At 71.3% G+C, this 22,565-nt stretch carries 20 protein-coding genes; 9 read left to right on the top strand and 11 right to left on the bottom strand.

Annotation, left to right across the window (positions count from 1 at the left end; genetic code table 11):
• Window positions 1-67: 67 nt before the first annotated feature.
• From J2X59_RS02675 to J2X59_RS02710, 8 genes are all read right to left on the bottom strand, one after another.
• Window positions 68-946 carry a hypothetical protein gene (locus J2X59_RS02675; RefSeq protein ID WP_251160551.1) on the bottom strand — a complete coding sequence of 293 codons (879 nt, stop codon included), beginning with the start codon at window positions 944-946 and terminating at the stop codon, window positions 68-70.
• 135 nt (window positions 947-1,081) lie between these two features.
• Window positions 1,082-1,702 carry a response regulator gene (locus tag J2X59_RS02680; protein ID WP_066652392.1) on the bottom strand — a complete coding sequence of 207 codons (621 nt, stop codon included), beginning with the start codon at window positions 1,700-1,702 and terminating at the stop codon, window positions 1,082-1,084.
• Window positions 1,699-3,063 (bottom strand): sensor histidine kinase, encoded by a 1,365-nt coding sequence (locus tag J2X59_RS02685; protein ID WP_326495614.1) that lies wholly within the window; start codon window positions 3,061-3,063, stop codon window positions 1,699-1,701. The genes J2X59_RS02680 and J2X59_RS02685 overlap by 4 nt, the downstream gene beginning before the upstream one ends.
• Window positions 3,064-3,322: 259 nt before the next feature.
• Complete coding sequence (locus J2X59_RS02690) at window positions 3,323-4,444, bottom strand: Gfo/Idh/MocA family protein (protein WP_326495615.1); 1,122 nt, start codon at window positions 4,442-4,444, stop codon at window positions 3,323-3,325.
• A complete protein-coding gene (locus tag J2X59_RS02695) occupies window positions 4,441-5,277 on the bottom strand; it encodes a ThuA domain-containing protein (RefSeq protein ID WP_326495616.1) in 837 nt (278 codons plus the stop codon). Before J2X59_RS02695 ends, J2X59_RS02690 begins: the two co-directional genes overlap by 4 nt.
• Before the next feature lie 49 nt (window positions 5,278-5,326).
• Entirely contained in the window at window positions 5,327-6,217 is an 891-nt protein-coding gene (locus J2X59_RS02700) for a carbohydrate ABC transporter permease (RefSeq protein ID WP_326495617.1), read from the bottom strand.
• Window positions 6,214-7,164, bottom strand: coding sequence for a carbohydrate ABC transporter permease (locus J2X59_RS02705; RefSeq protein WP_326495618.1), 951 nt, complete (start codon window positions 7,162-7,164; stop codon window positions 6,214-6,216). Before J2X59_RS02705 ends, J2X59_RS02700 begins: the two co-directional genes overlap by 4 nt.
• A 58-nt stretch (window positions 7,165-7,222) precedes the next feature.
• The gene (locus J2X59_RS02710; protein ID WP_326495619.1) at window positions 7,223-8,461 is read right to left on the bottom strand and encodes a sugar ABC transporter substrate-binding protein; all 1,239 of its coding nucleotides are present in this window, start codon (window positions 8,459-8,461) and stop codon (window positions 7,223-7,225) included.
• 247 nt (window positions 8,462-8,708) lie between these two features.
• On the opposite strand from J2X59_RS02710, the gene J2X59_RS02715 reads away from it, so the two are divergent.
• From J2X59_RS02715 to J2X59_RS02730, 4 genes are all read left to right on the top strand, one after another.
• Window positions 8,709-9,728, top strand: coding sequence for a LacI family DNA-binding transcriptional regulator (locus tag J2X59_RS02715; protein ID WP_326495620.1), 1,020 nt, complete (start codon window positions 8,709-8,711; stop codon window positions 9,726-9,728).
• Window positions 9,729-9,888: 160 nt separating this feature from the next.
• On the top strand, window positions 9,889-11,208 hold the full coding sequence (locus tag J2X59_RS02720) for an ABC transporter substrate-binding protein (RefSeq protein ID WP_066652411.1): 1,320 nt from the start codon (window positions 9,889-9,891) through the stop codon (window positions 11,206-11,208).
• A gap of 107 nt (window positions 11,209-11,315) precedes the next feature.
• Window positions 11,316-12,197, top strand: a complete 882-nt coding sequence (locus J2X59_RS02725; RefSeq protein ID WP_326495621.1) for a carbohydrate ABC transporter permease — start codon at window positions 11,316-11,318, stop codon at window positions 12,195-12,197.
• Window positions 12,197-13,045, top strand: coding sequence for a carbohydrate ABC transporter permease (locus J2X59_RS02730; RefSeq protein WP_126892586.1), 849 nt, complete (start codon window positions 12,197-12,199; stop codon window positions 13,043-13,045). The genes J2X59_RS02725 and J2X59_RS02730 overlap by 1 nt, the downstream gene beginning before the upstream one ends.
• Window positions 13,046-13,180: 135 nt before the next feature.
• Here the strand turns inward: J2X59_RS02730 and J2X59_RS02735 are convergent, their stop codons facing one another.
• Together J2X59_RS02735 and J2X59_RS02740 are read right to left on the bottom strand one after the other, a co-directional pair.
• Window positions 13,181-13,333, bottom strand: a complete 153-nt coding sequence (locus J2X59_RS02735) for a hypothetical protein (protein WP_175415895.1) — start codon at window positions 13,331-13,333, stop codon at window positions 13,181-13,183.
• A gap of 161 nt (window positions 13,334-13,494) precedes the next feature.
• Window positions 13,495-13,941 carry a MarR family winged helix-turn-helix transcriptional regulator gene (locus J2X59_RS02740; RefSeq protein WP_326495622.1) on the bottom strand — a complete coding sequence of 149 codons (447 nt, stop codon included), beginning with the start codon at window positions 13,939-13,941 and terminating at the stop codon, window positions 13,495-13,497.
• 121 nt (window positions 13,942-14,062) lie between these two features.
• Here J2X59_RS02740 and J2X59_RS02745 point away from each other — a divergent pair, with 121 nt between their 5' ends.
• On the top strand, window positions 14,063-15,049 hold the full coding sequence (locus tag J2X59_RS02745; protein ID WP_326495623.1) for an AraC family transcriptional regulator: 987 nt from the start codon (window positions 14,063-14,065) through the stop codon (window positions 15,047-15,049).
• A gap of 468 nt (window positions 15,050-15,517) precedes the next feature.
• On the opposite strand, the gene J2X59_RS02750 is transcribed toward J2X59_RS02745, so the two are convergent.
• Window positions 15,518-16,546 (bottom strand): LacI family DNA-binding transcriptional regulator, encoded by a 1,029-nt coding sequence (locus J2X59_RS02750; RefSeq protein WP_326495624.1) that lies wholly within the window; start codon window positions 16,544-16,546, stop codon window positions 15,518-15,520.
• A 158-nt stretch (window positions 16,547-16,704) separates the two neighbouring features.
• Between J2X59_RS02750 and J2X59_RS02755 the strand changes: the two genes are divergently transcribed.
• The 4 genes from J2X59_RS02755 (at window position 16,705) to J2X59_RS02770 (ending at window position 22,473) form a co-directional block, all read left to right on the top strand.
• Complete coding sequence (locus J2X59_RS02755) at window positions 16,705-18,003, top strand: ABC transporter substrate-binding protein (protein ID WP_326495625.1); 1,299 nt, start codon at window positions 16,705-16,707, stop codon at window positions 18,001-18,003.
• A gap of 2 nt (window positions 18,004-18,005) precedes the next feature.
• Window positions 18,006-19,025, top strand: coding sequence for a carbohydrate ABC transporter permease (locus J2X59_RS02760; protein ID WP_058728968.1), 1,020 nt, complete (start codon window positions 18,006-18,008; stop codon window positions 19,023-19,025).
• On the top strand, window positions 19,025-19,918 hold the full coding sequence (locus tag J2X59_RS02765) for a carbohydrate ABC transporter permease (protein WP_066652437.1): 894 nt from the start codon (window positions 19,025-19,027) through the stop codon (window positions 19,916-19,918). Before J2X59_RS02760 ends, J2X59_RS02765 begins: the two co-directional genes overlap by 1 nt.
• A gap of 182 nt (window positions 19,919-20,100) precedes the next feature.
• A complete protein-coding gene (locus J2X59_RS02770) occupies window positions 20,101-22,473 on the top strand; it encodes a glycoside hydrolase family 3 N-terminal domain-containing protein (protein WP_326495832.1) in 2,373 nt (790 codons plus the stop codon).
• Window positions 22,474-22,565 lie beyond the last annotated feature (92 nt).

Below are 22,565 nucleotides of genomic sequence, written 5' to 3' on the forward strand. Positions count from 1 at the left end.
GACGGAACGACGGACGGGAGGCGCGGTGCCAGCTGGCACCGCGCCTCCAGTCCGTCGCGTGGTCCCGTCAGCGCGTGGCGACGCGCAGCGGCTGCGGGTCCACCGGGTCCGGGGGGACCGGCAGGGAGCCGCGGACCTGGTTCTGCGCCTGGCAGTCGCTCGTGCAGTTCGTCGCGCCCTGCGACAGCTCGACCGCGTCCTCGCCGAGCACACCACCCATGCGTCCGCCGGGCTGGACCGTCCAGGTCGTGGTGGTCGCGGTCTGCGAGGTCTTCGTCGCGACCTGCGGGCTGTCCTTGCCGAGCAGCATCTGGTGCGCGTCGCTGCCCGAGGACACCGCCGCGACGCCGTCGCCGAAGTTGATCTTCCCCGTGTAGGGGTTGGTGAAGTAGAAGAGCCCGGCCCCGAGCGTGTGCGTGAACGTCACGGGCTGGGCGAACTCGGTCTCCATCTGGAAGATCCCGCCCTGGGCGCCGTCCTTCGCCTGGATCTTGAACTTGCCCGCGCCGGTGCCGAAGATCGCCACGAGCGTGTCGTCGCGGACCTCGAGCGAGGAGAGCTTCGTGCCGGCGAGCTGCGCGGCGGTGAGCGACGGGACCTTCGAGGCGAACACCACGGTCGGCTTCGTCACCATCCGCTGGGTGTCCGGTGCCCCGGTCAGCGTGTAGTCGTACACGCCGAGGTCGGCGATGCGGATGTCGAAGCCGTTGTGCTTGCCGCGGACCGCGATGGTGCCGGTGACGGCGACGTCCTTGAGCTTGAAGTCCTTGCCGACCGCGGGGTTCGTCGTGGCGCCGTTGACGGTGACGGCGTAGTCCCCGCCGGTCGACGTCTTGCCGGACGCGTTCGCGGGGGACACCCCGACGAGGGCCGCCGCGGCGACGGCGCCGAGCGCGATCGCGGTGGCGATGCCGGTGGTGCGGCGTCGCGTGCGCTGGGTGGTCATGGGGTGCCTCCTGGGCTGGTCCGACGCGCCGGCGGTGGTCGCGTCCCTCGTGACGATCGTCGCCGGGACGCGGAGGCGGCACCATCGGACCTTGGTACTAGTACCCGCTCCGCCGGCGTGTGCACGGCCGGGCCGTCACCAGCCGTGGTCGCGGGCCCAGAGCGCCGCACTCGTCCGGTCGGCGACGCCGATGCGGCGGAACAGCGATCCGACGTGCACCTTCACGGTCCGTTCGGCGATCCCGAGCTCGGTCGCGATCTGGCGGTTCGACAGGCCGCGTGCGATGCGGTCGAGCACGTCGCGCTCGCGGGGCGGCAGGGCCGGTCCGCGGTCCCGCCCCGGAGCCGGTGCACCCGGCAGCAGGGCACGGGCGACGCGTGGGTCGACGGGTGCCTCGTCGCGCGCCGTCGAGCGGACCGCGGCGACGACCTCCTCCGGGGCCGCGTCCTTGAGCAGGTACCCGGTCGCCCCGGCGGCCAGGGCGGCGCGCACGCGGTCGTCGTCGGAGAAGGTGGTGAGGACGAGCACCCGGACCGTCGGCATCGTGGTGCGGATCACCCGCGTCGCCTCGACCCCGCCCGCGCCCGGCATGGAGAGGTCCATCACGACGACGTCCGGGTGCAGGGACGCGGCACGCTCGGTGGCCTCCTCACCCGTGCCTGCCTCGCCGACCACGTCGCAGTCGGTCGTGGTCGCGAGCACGGCGCGGAGGCCCTGTCGGACCAGGGCGTGGTCGTCGACGAGCAGGACCCTCACCGCAGCGACTCCGTCCTGGCGGGCAGCGTCAGCTCCCAGGCGGTCCCCGCCCCCGCTGCGGTCCGCAGCAGCAGCGCGCCGCCGGTGTCCTCGGCGACCTCGCGCAGGAGCGTCGTGCCGAGGTGCCCGGCGGGAGCCGGCCCGTCGAGGAGCCGCGGGTCGAACCCCACCCCGTCGTCGGACACGCGCACCACCAGGTCCGCGCGGTCGGCCCGCACCGACACCCGGATGCGGGTTGCGTCGGCGTGCTTCACGGCGTTCCAGACCGCCTCACGCACGAAGCGCACGACCGCGGTCCGCGCGGCCGTGGAGGCCTCGAGCGGCTCCGGCACGTCGACGTCCGTCAGCACCCCCGCGGCCCGGGCACGGGCGCACGCGTCGTCGAGCGCGGCACCCAGGCCGTCGCGACCGGGAGCGGCCGGGCGGATCGTCGCCATCGAGGTCCGGAGGGCGGACACCGCCTGCCGGAGCGTCTCGGCGGCGGCACGTGTCTCGGGCACCGCACCGAGGGAGAGTGCGAGCCCGGCGACGTCCTGCACGGGACCGTCGTGCAGTTCGCCCGCGAGGCGTCGGCGCTCGGCCGCCTCGGCGTCGAGCGCGCGCCCGAGCAACCGCTCGCGGAGCCGCTGGCCCGTGCGGATCCGCACGAGCAGCCAGAGCAGCAGCGGCACGAGCAGCACGAGCACGACCCCGACGGTGCCGAACGCCAGCGCGGCGAACGCGGCACGCAGGTCGGCGGCGCGGGCGATGACCTGGTCGTACGGCCGGTACGCCTCGAACAGCAGGGCCTCGCCCGAGGGCGTGTGCACCGCCTGGTACGCCTCGAGCAGCGGTCCGTGCCCGCGTTCGTACCGGTTCTCGGGCTCGTCCAGGTCGGACACCTCGGCGTCGGACCGGTCGGTCCGGAGCGCCGCGAGGTCCTCGTCGGAGAGCGGGAAGCGCTCGCCGACCAGCCGGGGTTCGTCGGACCAGAGCACGGTGCCGTCCGCACCCCAGAGCTTCAGACGCACCGTCGAGCCGGCGCGGGACTCGCCGGCCAGGGCGTCGTCGAGTCGTGCGCGGGCGACGGCTCGGGCGTCCGGGCCGCCGCTGGTGACGTCGTCCACGAGGGCGGGCTCCACCACCACCCGGGCGAGCGCAGCCGTGTCGGCGGTGGCGTCCCGCACGGCGAAGGACTCGGCGACGCGCTGCGACACGAGGGTGCCCGCGGTCGCGACGACGGCGCCGCCGAGCAGCGCGGCGACGACGACCCCGACGAGGACCCGCCGCCAGGGGGTCCGTGCCGCACGACGACGCGGGTCGGCGGTGACGAGCACGACCGGGGTCGGCTGCCCGCTGGTCGACGCCCGGTGTCCACGCACGGAGCAACCGTAATCGCCCTGAGCTGCACTCGCGTCCTGGTCGCGGATGCCGGACGAGCCGACCGTGTGTCGTGTGCCCGTTCCTCCCCATCACGCCTGGAGTGGGAAGCGGAACCGCGCGTACCTGGTCAGGAGGAACGACCTGGTACGCGCGGATCCGCCCACGACGCGCGGATCCGTCCGGCAGGGTGGCGCGAACAGCGACGGACGGGAGGCGCGGTGCCGGCCGGCACCGTCCTCCCGTCCGTGCGTGCCTGCGTCAGCCCGCGGGCGTCCGGTCCGGCGCGGAGGCGAGCGCCTGCCGCACCGACCCCCACGCGGCGAGCCGCTCCCGGACGGCGTCGTCCCGCTCGACCTCGAGCGCCGTCGCGTGCGCCTGTTCGAGCACGTCGTCGACCACGACGCGCTGTCCCGAGCGGGCGGAGGCGATCGCCGCGTCCACCATCACCAGGCTCATGACGTTGCCGTGCACCTCGCCGTCGGGGGTGACCCCGGTCCGGACGGCCCGCACGAAGGACGCGAGCGCCCCGGCGATCTCCGTGCCGACCCCCGGCGCACCCGCCGGCGTGCCGGGTGCGTCGTCGATCACGCTCGACGGGTCGTGGTCGCCGTCCCACGACGCCGACCCCGACGCTCCCGACGCGCGCCAGTCACCGTTCCACGACGTCTCGTCGCCGGGCGCGCACCACGAGCCGTCGTAGACGTACCGGACGTCGTCCTCGAAGGTGAACACCGCGGCGGCGTCCGCGTCACCGCGGTACCAGGACCACGACGGGTTCCACGACTCGCAGTACACCGACACCGGGTCGCGCTCGAGCACGTAGCGGGCGGAGTCGAAGGCGTGGATCGCCATGTCGAGGAGCAGGACGTCGTCCATCTCCTCGCGGAAGCCGCCGAAGTGCGGGGCCTTCGCGAACCGGGTGTTCAGGCTGCCGACCCCGCCGAGCGCGCGGACGTGCTGCCGGAAGGCCACGAGCTGGTCGTTGTAGCGGCGCGACTGCGACACCATGAACAGCTGCCCGGTGGCCTCGGCGGCGGCCGCGAGGGAGAGCGCCTCGGCGACGGTCTGCGCCGCGGGCTTCTCGCCGAGGACGGGGAGTCCCGCGTGCAGGGCGTCCATCGTCACCGGGTGGTGGGCGACGGGCACCGTGATGTCGAGGACGGCCTCGGCACCGGTCTCCGCCAGGAGCGCGGGCAGGTCACGACCGACCGGGATCGTCGGGGACCCGGCGAGCTCGGCCCCGGCGCGGGCGGCGTCGAGGTCGAGGTCGACGACTCCGACGAGCTGGACGTCCGGGTCGGCGGCGACCGTCCCGAGCCACGCGCGGCCCATGCCGCCGGCGCCGACCTGCACGACCCGCAGCGGGGCGTGCTCGGTCATGCGCGGGCCTCGGCGGGCTCAGCGGGCTCGGTCGGCTCGGTCGGCTCGGCGAGCTCGTCCTCGGGTGCGTCGTCGAACGGGCCGCGGTAGTGCTGCCCGTCGAAGTACTCGCCGAGGTCGTAGCGGCGCAGGGTCGGCAGCTCGCGCTCGCGCTCCGGTCGCGCCCACTCGGCCGCGTTCGCGATCACCCGTCGGACGTCCGGGTGGTGGTACACGGGGAAGTCCTGGTCACCGGGGGAGAAGTAGAAGATCCTCCCCAGGCCGCGGCGGTAGGTCATGCCGCTCCGGAAGACCTCGCCGCCGGTGAACCCGGAGATGAAGACCAGCTCGTCGGGCGTGGGCACGTCGAAGTACTCGCCGTACATCTCCTGCTCGGGGATGACGATCGGGTTCGGGACACCGCGGGTGATCGGGTGCTGCGGGTTCACGGTCCAGACGAGCTCCTGGTCGTGCTCGCTCCGCCAGCGCAGGGTGCAGGTGGTGCCCATGAGCTTGCCGAAGATCTTCGACCAGTGGCCGGAGTGCAGGACCACGAGCCCCATGCCGGACAGCACGTGCTTGTGGACGCGGTCGACCACGGCGTCGTCGACGTCGGCGTGGGCGGCGTGCCCCCACCAGGTCAGGACGTCGGTCTCGGCGAGCACGGCATCGGTCAGCCCGTGCTCGGGCTCCTGCATGGTGGCGGTGCGGACGACGGCGTCCGGCAGGTTCTCGCGGATGCCGTCGGCGATCGCGCCGTGCATGCCGTCCGGGTACCGCTCGGCGACGTGCTGCTCGACCTGCTCGTGGACGTTCTCGCCCCAGACGGTGATGCGCAGCGGGGTGGTGGTCATGGTGTGGGCCTTCCTGGAGGGGTGGCGTGGAGCACGTCGGGGGCGGTCGTCACTTGACCGCCCCGCCGAGTGCACCGGCGGAGATGTAGCGCTGGGCGACGATGAGGAGCACGGCCGCCGGCAGGGACGCGAGGACCGACGTCGCCATGACGGGTCCCCAGTCGGTGACGTTCGAGCCGATGTAGTTGTAGATGCCGAGCGTGATCGGTCGGACCGCGTCGGTCGAGGTGAGCGTGAGCGCGATGAGGAAGTCGCCCCACGCGCCGAGGAACGTGAAGAGTGCCGCGGTGACGATGGCGTTGCGGCTGATCGGCAGCACGATCGACACGAAGGCACGCAGGTCGTTCGCCCCGTCGACGAGCGCGGCCTCGACCAGGCTCGGCGGGATCGACTCCATGAACGCCCGCATGAGCAGGATCGCGAAGGGCACCTGCACGGCGCTGTCGGCCAGGATCAGCCCGACGTAGCTGTTGAGCAGCCCGACGTTGTTGAAGAGCGTGTACAGCGCGTTGGCGATCACGATGCCGGGGATCATCTGCGTGATGAGCAGCACGAGCAGGAACACCTTCGTGCCGCGCATCCGGAACCGGGCGAGGCCGTACGCCGCCGGGGTCGCGATCGCCAGCGTGAGCACGACGGTGCCGAGGCCGATGATCATGCTCGACACGAAGTTCTGCCCCTGCTGGGCGAAGGCCGCCCGGTAGCCGGCGAACGTCGGGTTCCACGGGAACCAGGTCGCGGTGGCGGCTCCCGAGGTGGCCTGGAGGCTCGTGTTCACCATCCAGTACACGGGGAAGACCATGATCGCGAGGAACACGATCCCGAGGATGGTGAACGGCAACCCCTTCGCGGTGCGGCGCGGGCGGGGCGCTCGTGCGCTCCGCTTCGTCGTGATCGCACGGGTGACGGTGATGGTCTGGTTCGCGAGTCCGACGCTCATTCGTCGACCGCCTTCCGGGAGATCGCGATGTAGACCATCGCGAAGACGAACGAGACGACGATGAGCACGTTGCTCACCGCGGCTCCGATGCCGAACTGGAAGTTGATGAACGACTGGTGGTAGGCGTTCGTGGCGAGCGTCTGCGTCGAGTTCGCGGGACCGCCGCCGGTCAGGCCGAGGATGATGTCGACGACCTTCAGCGTGTAGACGACCCCGAGCACGATCACCACGCTCACGACGCTCCGGATGCTCGGCCAGGTGATGTACCAGAACGCCTTGACGCCGGTGGCACCGTCGAGGGCGCCCGCTTCATAGAGCTCCGGCGGGACGGACTGCAGCCCGCTGTACAGGATCGTCGTGTTGAAGGGGATGCCGAGCCAGACGTTCACGCCGATGACGGCGATGAGGGCCAGGCTCGGGCTGACCAGCCACGGCACGGGGCCGATGCCGACGACGCCGAGCAGCTGGTTCAGCGCACCGCTGTCCTGGTCGAGCAGCCACTTCCACACCGCGCTCGAGGCGATGAGGGGGAGCAGCCACGGCAGGAGCAGCAGGCCGCGCAGGAAGCCCGACAGCGGGAAGTGCCGCCGGAAGAACAGCGCGAGGCCGAGGCCGAGGACGAACTGCAGGACGATCGAGCCCGCGGTGAACAGGGCGGTGTTGACGACGCTGGTCGTGAAGACGCTGCTCGAGAAGACCGCGATGTAGTTGCCGAGGCCGACCCAGGGGGCCTCGCCGGTGAAGAAGGTCTTCGTCGTGTAGTCCTGGAACGACATCAGGATGTTCTTGACCACGGGGTAGCCGAAGAACAGGGCCACGAACACCGCGGCCGGCACGACGAACAGCCAGCGGGTGATGGACGACCGGAGGCGCGCGCGGCGCTGTCCGGGGCGGGCGGGGGCCGCGGGCGTCGTCGCCCGGGGCCGGATCTGCGTGGAGGCGCTCATGTCAGGTCCTTCCGTCAGGGAACGGGGAGCCGGTCTCGCGACCGGCTCCCCGGCTCCGCTACTGGTTCTGCGACTGCGCCTGCTCGAGCGCCTGCTCGGGGTCGGCCTTGCCGGTCAGTGCGAGCTGCACGGCGGTGTAGATCCTCGTGGCGGCCTTGGGCCAGTCCGGTCCGAGCTCGGCCGTCCGGGCCCGGGCGGTCTGCACGGTGGTGACGAACGAGGCCACGTCGGCGTGGTCCTCGGCCCACTTCTTGCCGACCTCGATGTTGGTGGGCACGTTGCCGCTGACCCCGGCCAGGACGGCCTGCATCTTGTCGCTGTTCAGGCACCCGACGAACTTGCCGGCGAGCTGCATCGTGTCCTTGTTCCCGGTCTGCGGGACGGTGAAGGCCTCGCCGCCGAGCGGGGCGACGGTCTCGGACCCGGTGCGCGTCGGGATCGGGACGCTGTCGAACTCCAGGTCCTTCGCCTTCTTGAGCGCCGGCAGCTGCCACGGACCGTTGATCATCATCGCGGCCTTGCCGGCGATGAACTGGTTGTTGACGTCGGCCTGCGCCCAGTTGATCGAGCTCTTCGACATCGAGCCGTCGTCCTGCAGGTCCTGCACGAGCTGCAGCGCCTGCGCGGCCTCGGGCGTCGCGATGTCCTTCTCGTCGCCGCCGTTCGACCAGAAGAACGGCAGGAACTGCCAGGTGCCCTCGTAGGTGTTGATGTTGCTCATCGCGAAGCCGTACGTCGACCCGTTCGTGAGCTTCTTCGCGGCTTCCTGCAGTTCGTCCCACGTCTTGGGCGGCTGGACGCCTGCCTCGTCGAGCAGCTTCTTGTTGTAGTACAGCGCGATGGAGTTCGTGTTCGGCTGCAGCCCGTAGAGCTTGCCCTCGAACGTGTTCGCGCCCTTCACGCCGGGGACGTCGTCGTCCGCGTCGAGGCCGTAGTCGGCGAGGTCGGACAGTGCACCGGACGAGGCGATCTGCTGCACGTCGGGGTTGTCGAGCATGAGCACGTCGGGCAGGGTGCGCGACGACGCCTGCTGCAGGACCTTCGAGATGAGGCCGGCGCCGGCGACGTGGTTGATCTTCACCTCGACGCCGACGTCCTTCGCGCACTGCTGGTACACGGGGTCGTAGTTGGCGTCGTAGTAGTCCTCGATCGTGAGGGTCTTGCCGCCGCCGCCGGACGACGACGCGTTGCCGGAGCCGGAGCACCCGGCCAGGACGAGGGGGACCGTCGCGACGATCGCGGCGGCGCCGACGAGGGCGCGGCCCCGGCGGGACGTGGAGCGGAAACCAGGCTTCATTGCACTGCTCTTCTCTTCGCGGATGCGGGGAAGGACACGGTGCGTCGACTCCACTGACGTCGTCGTCGCGGTGGTCCTGGGGCGAGAAGCTAACAGAGAAGCGCTTCACCTGTAAAGCGCTTTTCTGGTTCCGGTGCGGGTCTATGCTCGTGACCACCGCAGTGCACGCGGAGCAGGACGGCACCGTCGCCGGCCTGCCGCCGGACGTGCACGGAACCCGACGGTGCCGATCGATCAGGAGGGGCCGATGGCCACGATGCAGCAGGTCGCCGACCGCGCCGGCGTCTCCATCGCGACGGTGTCGTTCGTGGTGAACGGCACGAAGTACGTCACGCCGGCGACGACGGCGAAGGTCACCGCGGCGATGCGCGAGCTGAAGTTCCGCGGCAACGTCGTTGCGCGCGCGCTTGCCAGTCGGCGGACGCGGATCATCGCCCTGCTCTTCCCGACGACGGGCAACCGCTTCAGCCCGACCACGTCCGAGTTCTTCATGAACGCCGCCGAGCGGGCGTCCGAACGCGGGTACCACCTGGTGCTCTGGCCCGTCGACCCTGCGGGCGAGGACCTCGACGACCTCGTCTCCGGCGGTCTCGTCGACGGCGTCGTCCTCATGGAGGTGCGGATGGACGACCCGCGCGTGGTCAAGCTGTCCGAGCTCGGGGTGCCCTTCACCCTGATCGGCCGGACGCGCGACGCCGCGGAGCTGCCGTACGTGGACATCGACTTCGAGACCACCATCGAGGACGGTCTCGACCACCTGCAGGGTCTCGGCCACCGGCGCTTCGGGCTCGTGCTCGAGAGCCTCGAGGGCACACCGATGGCCGGGTACGCACCGCACCTGCGGGTCGAGGACACCTTCCGCCGCTCGGTCGCCGAGCGCGGCGGTGCGGGGACGATCATCACCGCGGGGCCCGGCAGCGAGGGCGGTCGCGACGCCGCCCGACGCCTGCTGGAGGCGGACCCGGACGTCACCGCGGTGCTCGTGATGAAGGACGACTCGTCCGCCGGTCTGCTGGTCGGGCTCTACGCCGCGGGTCGACGGGTGCCGGACGACGTCTCGGTGCTCAGCATCGCGTCGTCGGCCGCGGCGGGGGACCAGCACCACCCCCGCCTGTCGACGATGATCGCGCCCGGCCGCGAGCTCGGCGTGCGCGCGGCCGACGCGCTGATCGACCGCCTCGACGGTACGTCCGTCGAGCTGCCGCACTTCCTGCTGCCCTGCGTGCTCCGCCCCGCCGAGTCGACGGCCCCCGCACCCACCCGCTGACCCGCGCGGCCACGCCTCGGACGGGAGGCTCGTGGCGGGCCCGCACCGAGCCTCCCGTCCGTCGCCTACTCAGGCTCCCTGTGCGGTCGCTCAGGCGCGCTTGGTTCTGTGGTGCCACGTGATCGCCGGGTGCTCGCGCACCCTTCGTCGAGGAGGACGGATGGCAATCGACCGCAGGCTCTTCCTGCTGGGGGGCACGGGGGTGCTGCTGCTCGCCGGCTGCTCCACCCGGCCGGAGCGCACCACCGTCGAGCAGTGGCCCACCGACCCGCCCGAGGGCGACGTCACGATCAGCTGGTGGGCGGGGCAGGTGGCCTCGAAGGACGGCGGTGACCTCCGTCGCCGGTTGATCGCGGAGTTCCAGAAGGAGCACCCGAACATCCGCGTGCGGATCGTCAGCGCCCCGAGCGACACCGACACGAACCGCACCAGCCTGACGACGCAGATCGCCGCTGGGAGCCCGACACCGGACGTGTACCTGGGCGACGTCGCGTGGCCCGGGCAGTTCGCGAAGAACAAGCTCGCGACCCCGGTGAACCAGCTCGTCGGCGAGGACTTCTTCGAGCAGTTCCCCGAGGGACTCCGGCTGGCCGCCAGCGTCGACGGGACCTACTACATGTTCCCGCTCTACATCGACGAGTCGTTCTTCCTGTACCGGCAGGACCTGCTCGACAAGCACGGGTTCCAGGTCCCGCGCTCGTGGGAGGAGGTCAAGGAGACCGCCGCGAAGCTCGTCGACACGGGCGACGTCGACTACGGGCTGGCGTTCCAGGGCGACGTGTACGAGGGCCTCACGTGCAACGTCACCGAGTTCGTCGCCGACGCGGGCGGCTCGCTGCTCAACGACGACCTGACGAAGCCCGCGACCACGAGCTCGGAGACGAAGCGCGCCTTCGAGTTCATGCGGTCGCTCATCACCGACGGCGCCGCACCGCGCGCGACCCTGACGTACCAGGAGCAGGACACGAACGACGCCTTCGCAGGCGGTCGCGCCGCGTTCCTGCGCAACTGGTCGTACGCGTGGGGCATCGCCAACGGGCCGGACTCCGCGGTCGCGGGCAAGGTCGGTCTCGCCGCGCGCCCGACCTTCGACGGCACGGACGAGCACCACTCGACGATCGGTGGGTGGGGGAACTACATCAACCCGCACACCCAGCAGCCCGCGGCGGCGCTCACCTTCGCGGCCTGGATGTCGAGCGAGACGGCGCAGCAGTTCCTCACCCGCGAGGGCGGTGTCCTGCCGGCCCGCAGCGCGAGCCTGGTCAGCGACGACGCGAAGCGGCAGAACCGCCCGACGTACGACACCGCGGCGGGCATCACGCTCGTTCCCCGTCCGACCTCGACGGCGTACTACCCGAAGGTCTCGCAGGGCGTGTACCAGAACGGCAACAGCATCCTCGGCGGGCAGGCCTCCGTCGACGGCGGCACCCGCGCGATGGCCTCCGCGATCTCGCTCGCCCTGACCGGGGACGCGCTGTGAGCGCCGGCACCGCGACGCGGACGCCGGCCGGCGCAGCCGGTGCGGGCGGGGGACGGACTCCGGGGAGGAGGCCCGACGGGTACCGCCCGACGAGCGCTCGGTCGCGGATGGAGCGCGTCCGTGCCCGGGGTGCGTGGGGCTTCGCCGCCCCGGCGCTCCTGGTCGTCGCCGCGGTCACGATCTTCCCGGTGGTGTACTCGATCGTCCTGAGCTTCGCGGACGTCGAGATCGGCTACGACGGCTTCACGATCCAAGGCTTCGGCCTCGGCAACTACGCGGCCCTGCTGCAGAGCGCCGACTGGTACCGGGCGCTCGGCTTCACGGTGCTGTACACGGTCGTCACGGTGTCCGTGGAGCTCGTCCTCGGCATGCTCGTCGCCCTGGTGCTCGAACGGCTCGGGGCCACCCGCGGCTGGATGCTCGCGCTGCTCCTCGTGCCGTGGTCGCTCGTGACGATCGTCAACGCACAGCTGTGGAAGTACATCTACGACTCGACGTACGGCGTCGCGACGTGGTTCTTCGGGCTGTTCGGCGACGCCCCGGTGATCCTCGGCGAACCGGTCCCCGCGATCACGGGTCTGATGGTCGCGGACATCTGGAAGACCACGCCGTTCGTGGCGATCATCCTGCTCGCGGGCCTCGTCCAGATCTCGGAGGACCTCTACGAGGCCGCCGAGCTCGACGGGGCGAACGGGTGGCAGACGTTCTGGCGCGTCGTCGTCCCGCAGCTGGCTCCGACCCTGACGATCGCGGTCCTGTTCCGCGTGCTGCAGGCGTTCGGCGTCTTCGACCTGCCGTTCGTGCTGACGAACGGCGGACCGGGCACCACCACCCAGTCGCTCGCGATCATGGGCTACAAGGTGCTCTTCCAGGACATCAACATCGGACCGGGCGCAGCGATCGCGACCAGCACCGCGGTCATCGTGGCCGTCGGGTGCCTGCTCTTCCTGCGGGCGTTCCGGAACCAGGCGAAGGGAGGGGATGCCTGATGCCCCGTCAACGTGTCCGCAAGGGCTGGCGGAAGTGGGTCAACACCGTCAACGTCAGCGGTGTCGTCATCGCCGTGCTCACCGCGCTGCCGCTCTACTGGCTCGTCTCCACGTCGCTCAAGCCGTCGTCGGAGATCGCGCAGTCGCCGCCGACCGTCGTGCCGCGGTCGCTCACGTTCGACAACTTCGTCGTGGCCTTCCGCGACAACGCCCTCGGCCAGTACATGGTCAACAGCATCGTGGTGTCGGTGGCCACCACCGTGGTCGTGCTGGCACTGTCGTTCCTCGCCGGCTACGCCCTCGCCGGGCGGTGGATCAAGGGCCGGACGGCGATCATGACCTCGCTGCTCATGCTGTCGGTCTTCCCGGCGATCGCGGTCCTGACGCCGCTGTACCTGCTCGAGCGGAACCTCGGGCTGCTCAACTCGTACCCGGGCCTGATCGTGCCGTACGTCGCCTTCAACCTGCCGTTCGCCATCTGGATCATGCGCAACTACCTGCAGGGGATCCCCTCCACCATCGAGGAGGCCTCCGAGATCGACGGCGCCGGCGCCTGGCGCACCGTACTGTCGGTGATCCTGCCGATGGCGAAGCCCGGACTGTTCACCGTCGGCGTCTTCACGTTCACGGCGTCGTGGAGCGAGTTCCTCATGGCGCTCACCTTCAACAGCGAGAACTCGTTCCGGACCATCCCGGTCGGCATCGCCCTGTTCGGGACCCAGTTCACCGTGCCGTTCGCGCAGATCTTCGCGGCGAGCGTCGCCGCGACGATCCCGATCGTCATCCTCGTGCTGGTGTTCCGCCGCTCGATCGTCTCCGGGCTCACCAGCGGAGCGGTCAAGGGGTGACGTCCGCAGCATCGGTGACCGCAGACCGTTCGTCGGTCCCGTGACGGACGGGAGGCCCGTGGCGATCCCGCCACGGGCCTCCCGTCCGTCACCCGGCCGGTGCGCGCTCGTCGCGGCCCGGACGGTGCCGTGCCGTCAGCGACGTCGGTCGCGGGCGGTGTCGGTGAAGAAGTCTGCGTACAGGCCGTTCACGTCCTGCAGCTCGCCGTACTTCCACCGCTTGCGCATCCGGCGGAACGTCTCGATGCGCACCGGGTCGATGCCCGGCTCGGACTGGTACGAACCCATGGTTCCTCCCCGTTTCCCTGATCCACCCCCGTGTGGGGGTACCCAGTGGCGACGGTACGGGCACGGCGGCTCCGCGTCCGGCAAGATAGGTCGGGAAGTTACCTAACTGCGCTTGTTGGACAAACGTTCGAGCAGGGTCCTCGGCCGCCCGTAGCCTGCCGTCAGGGGGTCGGAGCGCCGTACTCGAGCGCCTCGATCACACGATCGATCACGCGGACGTACCGCGAGGTCTCGCGCTCGGAGAAGGAGGACAGGAGCTCGTGCAGGTGCTCGTTCGTGCTGTCCATCGCCGCGGCGTAGGCGCGCTGTGTCTCCGGCGTCAGCTCGATGAACCGGCTGCGGCCGTCCTCCGGGTTCGGCACGCGGCACAGGTGCCCGGCGCGTTCGAGCCGGTCGACCGTCCCGGTGACCGCCGGGCCCGTCAGGCCGAGGTGCGACACGAGGTCCTTCACCCGGACCGTCCGGTCGGCCGCAGCGGCGCGGGCGACGAACTGCAGGACCGTGAGGTCCGAGCCGGAGACGGAGAGGCGTTCGCGCAGTCGGCCGCGGAGGGCACCCATCGCGGCCTCGAGCCGGGTGATCGCCGCCGTCAGGTCGATCTCACTCACGTGATCGCCCCCTCCGTGCGCATCGGTCGTGCGCGACACTACGCGGCACCCACCCCAGAACCGTATCCGGATAACGAGGAAGCATGCGCCATCTGGACAGATCCACGCCGACGGACCTGCCGTGGCTGACCCGTTGATCGAGGCGTTCGGCGCCGAGGAGACCATCGCACCGGTGCGGTTCGAGGTGTCCGGGACGCGCCCGGACACCGCCGTCCGCGACCTCGGCGGCATCTACGCGGGGGAGCGGTGGAGCGCCGTGCCGTCCCACGGGCGGTTCGACTACCGCTACACCGCGATCGGGGACAGCGAGGTCACCATCCGGCGCTCCCAGATGCACGGCGAGATCCGGGGCTGGATGCCCGTCGGCTCGGTCGACTACGTCGTCACGTGGATCAGCGCCGGCACGGGTGAGCTCGAGATGCGCAGTGAGCGCTGGCCCATGCTGCACGACACCCCGGTGATGTTCCCCGCCGACGAGGAGTTCGGCTTCGTCACCGCCGACTACGACCAGCGACTGGTGCACTTCGACCGCGAGTTCGTCCGACGTGTCGCCACGGCGCGGGCGGACGTCGCCGACCGGCCGATGCGGTTCGACGCGCGACGTGGTGCCGACGAGTCGATCGAGCACCGCTGGCAGGGTGCCCTGACGGCGTTGTCCCGGGCGCTGCGCGTCGGCGGACCGGACTCGGACGCGTGGCAGGACGCGAAGGTCACCGCTGCCGAGGTCTTCCTCGACATGTTCCCGCCGCAGAGCGACGACCTGCCCGATGTGCTGGAGCAGCCGCGGAACGCCCGGCTCCGGGCCGCCGTGGAGTACATCCACGCGCACGCCGCCGAACCGGTGTCGATCGTCGACCTGTCCGAGGCCGCGGGGCTGAGCGTGCGGTCCGTCCAGGAGTCCTTCCGGCGGGTCTTCGACGTCTCCCCGCTGACCTACCTGCGCCACGTGCGGCTCGACCGCGTGCACGAGGAGCTCCTCGAGGCAGGACCGCAGGCCGGTGCCGTCGGGGACATCGCGCGCCGGTGGGGCTTCGCGCACCTCGGGCGGTTCTCGGCGTCCTACGCCGAGCGCTTCGGCGAGTACCCGAAGCAGACGCTGCGGCGCTGAGCGCTGAGCGGCGGGTCGCGCGGCGACGGCGCCAGCGTCGCGCCGGCCGGCGCGACGTGCTCGCGCACAACCAGGAGCACGTCGCGCCACGGAACGCCGTGGCGCGACATGCCTTCGGTTGTGCCGCAGGCGCCGTGGCCGCAGGCGCCGCGGCCGCGGGCGCCGCGAAGCTCCGCGCCGCGGGAGCGACACGCTTCCGTCTCCCGACCGCGGCGCACTGTCGCTTCCGCGGACGACTCGCCGCCGCGCAGCAGGCGAGCACCGCCGGACGGGAGGCGCGGTGCCAGGTCGCTGCGTGCCTCCCGTCCGTCGACTCGCCGAGACGGCTGAGTGGGTACGACACGCTGCAGGCGTGCGTCGGGCGGGTGCGATCGGTCGTCAGCAGCGCCGGGCGTGACGGATGTGGCCCGCTCGCCGTGCCGACGGGAGACGCGGCGCCGGCTGCGCGCCGCGCAGCGGCCGCGCGCCTCAGGCGTGCGCCGGCGCCGTGCTGCTCCGGACGCGCAGCGTCGAGCGCAGACGCACGTGGTCGCTCGTGGGCTCGCCGCGGAGCATGGCAAGGAGCATCGCGACCGCGCTCGCGCCGAGTTCGGCGAGCGGCTGGGCCACGGTGGTGAGCGGCGGGGTCGTGGTCGATGCCTGCGGGACGTCGTCGAACCCGACGACCGACAGGTCCTCGGGCACGCGCAGCCCCAGCGACGCCGCGGCGTGCAGCACGCCGATGGCCGACGAGTCGTTCGCGGCGAACACCGCCGTCGGCCGGTCGGGCAGCGTGAGGAGCTCGTGCGCGACGGCTGCCGAGCGCTCCTCCTGGTAGTCACCGGCGCGCACGAGTCGCTCGTCGACCGCGATGCCGGCGGCGGCGAGGGCGTCCCGGTAGCCGGTCTCGCGGAGCTGCGACGACGCCAGGTCACTGCGCCCCTGCACGTGGGCGATGCGGCTGTGCCCGAGCTCGAGCAGGTGGTCCACGGCGTCCCGGGCCCCGGCGACGTTGTCGGTGTCGACGGTCGCGTGGCCCTCCGGCCCGGTGTGCGGGTCGATCGCCACGACGGGGATCGACGCTCCCGACAGGGCGGCGGAGGGGGTCACGACGATGGCGCCGTCGATGAGCGTTCCGGACAGGCGTGAGAGCGAGCGGCGTTCCCACCCGGGCTGCCCCGTGCCGGCCTCGAGTCCGGCGTAGGCGAGCAGCTCGTAGCCGGTCCCCGTGGTCGCCGCCGAGACGCCGCGCAGGAGCTCGGTCGAGAACGGCTCGAACTCGGGGACCAGGATGCCGATGACGTTGGTGCGGGAGCTCCGCAGGCTGCGCGCGACGAGGGACGTCTCGTAGCCCAGGCGCTCGACCACCTCCTGGACGCGGAGCATGGTCGCGGGCGCCACGCCGTCGCGGTTGTTGACCACCTTCGACACGGTCGGGATCGAGACGCCGGCGGCACGCGCGACGTCCGCGATCGTGACCCGCCCCGGTCCGGGCGTGTGGTCGACGGCGGTCTGCATGTGCTCACCGTACCGCCGCAACAGCGTTCCGCCAGCGGACACATCACGGTTAGAAAACGTTATCGATAACGATTGACAAGGCCGTGGAGCAGCTGGCACGCTCTCCGCAGCGGCATCGACTGCCGCGAACGTCAACGACGACACCGAGGAGTTCCACGATGACGAGGAAGATCCGTGCCGCGGCAGCCATCGCGCTGGTCGGGGCCACCGCTCTCACGCTGGCGGGTTGTTCCGCCGGCGGCAGCGACCCGTCGGAGGACGGCGGCAAGGTCACGATGACCTTCTGGCACAACTCGACCACCGGTCCGGGCAAGGCCTACTGGGACAGCACCGTCAAGGCGTTCGAGGAGAAGTACCCGAACGTCACCATCAAGACCCAGGCGATCCAGAACGAGGACCTGGACGGCAAGCTCCAGACCGCGCTCAACTCCGGTGACGGTCCGGACGTCTTCCTGCAGCGCGGCGGCGGCAAGATGGACGCGATGATCGCGGCCGGTCAGCTCATGGACATCTCCGACTCGATCAGCGACGACGCGAAGCAGTCGATCAGCAAGGGCACCTTCGCCGGGTACGAGAAGGACGGGAAGACCTACGCCATGCCGGGCGCCGTGCTCCCCGAGGGCATCTGGTACTCGAAGGACCTGTTCGAGCAGGCCGGCATCGACGGCACCCCGACCACGATGGACGAGCTGAACGAGGACATCGCCAAGCTCAAGGCCAAGGACATCGACCCGGTGGCCGTCGGCGCGAAGGACGCCTGGCCCGCCGCGCACTGGTACTACAACTTCGCGCTCCGCGAGTGCAGCGAGAAGACGCTGAACGACGCGGCGAAGACGCTCAAGTTCGACGACGCGTGCTGGACCAAGGCCGGCCAGCAGCTCGAGGACTTCACCGCGACGAAGCCCTTCAACCAGGGCTTCCTCACCACCGCCGCGCAGCAGGGCGCCGGTAGCTCGGCCGGACTCCTGGCGAACCACAAGGCCGCGATGGAGCTCATGGGCGCCTGGGACCCGGGCGTGATCGCCTCGCTGACCCCCGACGCGAAGCCGCTCGGCGACCTCGGGTGGTTCCCGTTCCCCGCGGTGGACGGCGGCAAGGGTGACCCGAAGTCGATGATGGGTGGTGTCGACGGCAACTCCTGCTCGGCACAGGCCCCGAAGAAGGCCTGCACGGACTTCCTCAACTTCATCGTGCAGAAGGACAACCAGGAGGCGTACTACAAGGCCTTCAACGCGATCCCCGTCAACAAGGACGCGCAGTCCGTCGTGTCCGAGCCCTACCTGAAGACGGCCCTCGCCGCCTACCAGGAGGCCCCGTTCGTCTCGCAGTACCTCGACACCCTGTACGGCCAGAACGTCGGCAACGCGCTGAACACCAGCGTCGTCGACCTGCTCGCCGGCAAGGGCAGCGCGAAGGACATCGTCGAGACCACCAACCAGGCCGCGGCCAAGGGCTGATCATGGCGCTCGACACCTCCCTCGGCACGACCCCGGCGAAGGCGTCGGGCACGGCTCCCGGGACGTCCCCGGCGGGGAGCGGTTCGCCGCTCCCCGCCCGGCGGACCGCCCAGCGCGTCGCCGACTGGCGCAAACGCGTCGAGATCGCGGTCCTCGCCGGACCCGCGGTCATCGTCTTCGTGACGTTCGTCATCCTGCCGGTGGCGCTCGCCGCGTACTACGGCTTCTACAAGTGGCAGGGCTACGGCCCGCCGACGAACTTCGTCGGGCTGCAGAACTACCTGATCATCTTCCAGGACAAGGCGTTCCAGTCGGTCCTGCTGCACAACGGCTTCATCGTCGTGATGTCGCTCGTGCTCCAGGGCCCGATCGCCATCGTCCTCGCCCTGCTGCTCAACCAGAAGATGCGCGGCCGCGGACTCGTCCGCGTGCTCGTCTTCGTGCCCTACGTGATCTCCGAGGTCATCGTCGGCACCGGCTGGAGCCTCATGCTGCAGTCGAACGGCGCCGTGAACGACCTGATGCAGGGCATCGGGCTCGGCGGACTCCGTCAGGACTGGCTGTCCAACCCGGACATCGCCATCTGGAGCCTCCTCGCGATCATCTCGTGGAAGTACATCGGCTTCGCGGTGATCCTGTTCCTGGCCGGTCTGCAGAGCATCCCCGAGGAGCTCTTCGAGGCCGCGGCGATCGACGGTGCGAGCTACTGGCAGATCCAGCGCCGCATCACCCTGCCGCTGCTCGGCCCCACCATCCGCATCTGGGCGTTCCTGTCGATCATCGGCTCGCTCCAGCTGTTCGACCTCGTCTACATCATCTGGGGCCAGTACATCTCGTCGACCGCAGGGACCTCGACCATGGCGACGTACATGGTCGCGAACGGCCGGACCTCGGGCAACTACGGCTTCGGCAGCGCCGTCGCGGTGGTCATGTTCCTGATCTCGCTCGCCGTCGCCCTGGTCTACCAGCACTTCGTGCTCCGTCGGGACACCGCCGGCGCCATCACCGAGAGGAAGCACTGATGGCCGTCACCAGCGCCACCACCAACCTCGTCGCCCCCGGCCGTCGCGGTGCCCGGGCACGCAAGTCCGGCGCAGCACTCGGCCAGGCGAGCCCGCTGACCTACGTCGTCGCGATCCTGTTCGTCGCCGCCAACCTCGCCCCGGTGCTCTACATCGTGCTGGGCGGGTTCCGGACGAACTCGCAGATCACGACGAGCCCGGCCGGTCTGCCGGCACCGTTCCAGTTCGGCAACTACGGATCGGTCCTGTCGAGCGGGATCTTCTGGCAGCAGCTCGGCAACTCGACGATCAGCGCGGTCACCACGACGCTCGGCGTCGTCGTGCTCGGGCTCATGGTCAGCTTCGTGCTCGCCCGCTACTCCTTCCGGGGTCGCGGTGCGGTGTACGCGCTGTTCGCCGCGGGCCTGATGTTCCCGATCACGGTCGCGATCACACCGCTCTACCTGCTCGTGAAGGACCTCGGTCTCACGAACAGCCTGGCGGGCGTGATCCTGCCGCAGATCGCCTTCGCCCTGCCGACGACGGTCATCATCCTGGTGCCGTTCCTGCGGGCGATCCCGGACGAGCTCGAGGAGGCCGCGTCGATCGACGGGGCCAGCCGCCTCGGCTTCTTCTTCCGGATGATCGTCCCGCTGTCCCTGCCCGGTGTGGTGACCGTCGGCATCCTGGCGTTCATCGGCAGCTGGAACAGCTACATCCTGCCGCTGTTCATCCTCAACAACGAGGCCGCCTACACGCTGCCGCTCGGCGTCCAGGCGTTCTCGTCGCAGTACTCCGTCGACACGGCGAAGGTGCTCGCCTTCACGTCGATGTCGATGATCCCCGCGCTGGTGTTCTTCACGATCTTCCAGAAGCGCATCGTCGGCGGTCTGACCGGGGCGGTGAAGGGGTGACCACGCTCGACCACACGGTCACCACCGACGGCACCACCGACGGCCAGGCGGCACGCGGCACGTCCGCACCGCGGCCCGCCGCCACCCGTGACGGACGGGAGGGACGTGGCGACGCCGCCACGGGCCTCCCGTCCGACCCGGGGCACGTCACGGACGCGACCGCGTCCGACCGCGTCACCACGCTGCTGGCCGCGATGACCCTCGAGGAGAAGACCGCGCAGCTGGTCGGCTACTGGCTCGACCAGAACGGCGTCGTCGCCCCGATGCAGGGCGAGATGGCCGCGGCCCAGCAGGGCACGACGCTCACCGACGTCACCCGGCACGGCCTCGGCCAGTACACCCGCGTGTACGGCACCCGTCCCGTCGAGCCCGACGAGCGCGCCGCCTGGCTGTGGGCGGAGCAGCGTCGGCTGAAGCGCGAGACCCGCCTCGGCATCCCGGCGCTCGTGCACGAGGAGTGCCTGACCGGGCTCGCGGCGTGGAAGGCCGCGACGTTCCCGACACCGCTGGCGTGGGGTGCGTCGTTCGACCCGGAGCTCGTCGAGCACGTCGGCGCCGTGATCGGCCGCTCGATGCGCGAGCTCGGCGTCCATCAGGGCCTCGCGCCCGTGCTCGACGTCGTCCGCGACCCCCGCTGGGGACGGGTCGACGAGTGCATCGGCGAGGACCCGTACCTCGTCGGCACCGTCGGTACCGCGTACGTCCGCGGTGTGCAGAGCGCCGGCGTCGACGCCACGCTCAAGCACTTCCTCGGCTACTCGGCCTCGCGCGCCGGCCGCAACCACGCCCCGGTCCACGCCGGACCGCGCGAGGTCGCCGACGTGTTCCTGCCGCCGTTCGAGATGGCCCTCGTCGACGGCGGCGCGCGGAGCGTCATGAACTCGTACGCCGAGGTCGACGGCGTCCCCGTCGCCGCCGACCCCGCGCTGCTCACCGACCTGCTGCGCGACCGGCTCGGGTTCGACGGCACGGTCGTGGCCGACTACTTCTCCGTCGCGTTCCTCGAGGTCATGCACGGCGTCGCCCGTGACCGCGGCGAGGCCGCTGCGACGGCGCTCGCCGCCGGCATCGACGTCGAGCTGCCGACCGGTGACGCCTACCTGGCGCCGCTGGTCGAGCGGGTGCGCAGCGGACTCGTCGACGAGGCCCTCGTCGACCGCGCCGTGCTGCGCGTGCTCCGGCAGAAGGAGCGGCTCGGCCTGCTCGACCCGGACGTCTTCGAGGACGAACCGCCCACCGGCGTCGACCTCGACTCGCCGGAGCACCGGGCGCTCGCGCGGCGGCTCGCGGCGGAGTCGCTCGTGCTGCTGTCGAACGACGGCGTGCTGCCGCTCGACGGTGGCGCCGCAGCCCCCGTCTCCCCGACCCCGGGCGCCGACCCGCGGGGCCCGGTCGCGGTGATCGGCCCGAACGCCCACCGCGCCGAGGCCCTGCAGGGCTGCTACTCCTTCGCGAACCACGTGCTGGCCACGCACCCCGGGCTGGAGGCCGGTTTCGCGATCCCGACCGTGCTCGAGGCGCTGCAGGACGCGCTCGGGTCCGACAGGGTCCGGTACGCCCGCGGTGCCGAGGTCGAGGGCGAGGACCGCGCCGGGTTCGCCGAGGCGGTGGCGGTCGCGCGGGAGTCCTGGGTGGCGGTCGTCGTCGTCGGCGACCAGGCCGGCCTGTTCGGTCGTGGCACGGTCGGCGAGGGCAACGACTCCGAGTCGCTCGACCTGCCGGGCGTGCAGCGCGAGCTCGTCGAGGCCGTCGTCGCCACCGGCACGCCGACCGTCGTCGTGCTGCTGACCGGTCGTCCGTACGCGATCGGCTGGGCACTCGACGGCGACCAACCGAAGCCCGCGGCGGTCGTCCAGGCGTTCTTCCCCGGCGAGGAGGGCGGCACCGCGATCGCCGACCTGCTCACCGGTGCCGCGGCACCGTCCGGCCGCCTGCCCGTCTCGCTGCCGCGGTCGGCCGGCGCGCAGCCGTACTCGTACCTGCACCCTCGTCTCGGCGGACCGTCCGACGTCACCGCGACGGACTCCACGCCGGTCCGACCGTTCGGCTACGGCCTGACCTGGACGTCCTTCGCGTACGAGGACCTGACGGTGGACGGGACCGCGTCCACGGACGGAGCGCTCACCGCGTCGGTCACCGTGCGGAACACCGGCGACCGGGACGGCGTCGAGGTCGTCCAGCTCTACGGGCACGACCCGCACGCGTCGATCACGCGCCCGGTCGCGCAGCTGCTCGGTTACGCCCGGGTCGCGGTCGCGGCGGGGGAGTGCGTCACGGTGCGGTTCGACGTGCCGGTGCAGCGGTTCGCCTTCACCGACCGCGCGATGCGGAAGGTGGTCGAGCCGGGGGACGTCGAGGTGTGGGTCGCGTCCGACGCGGCGGCGTCGCGGCCGGGAGGCCCGGTGGAGACGGGCGGGATCGTCGCGTCCGGGGACGGACCGGTCCGGCACGAGTTCCCCCGGTCGGCGACGGACCGTGCGGTCGTGCGCCTGACCGGTGCCGTGCACGAGGTCACGCTGGCCGACCGGCGCACCGTGACCTGGACGACCGTCTGAGCTGCCGACGCCGCCGTGGAGTGTCCGGATCAGGGACCCCGCGGCGGCGTCCGCGTGCGTTCCGACGTCCGGCCGGTAGCGTGGAACGAGTC

Source organism: Curtobacterium sp. 260, assembly GCF_030803485.1.
Classification (GTDB): domain Bacteria; phylum Actinomycetota; class Actinomycetes; order Actinomycetales; family Microbacteriaceae; genus Curtobacterium.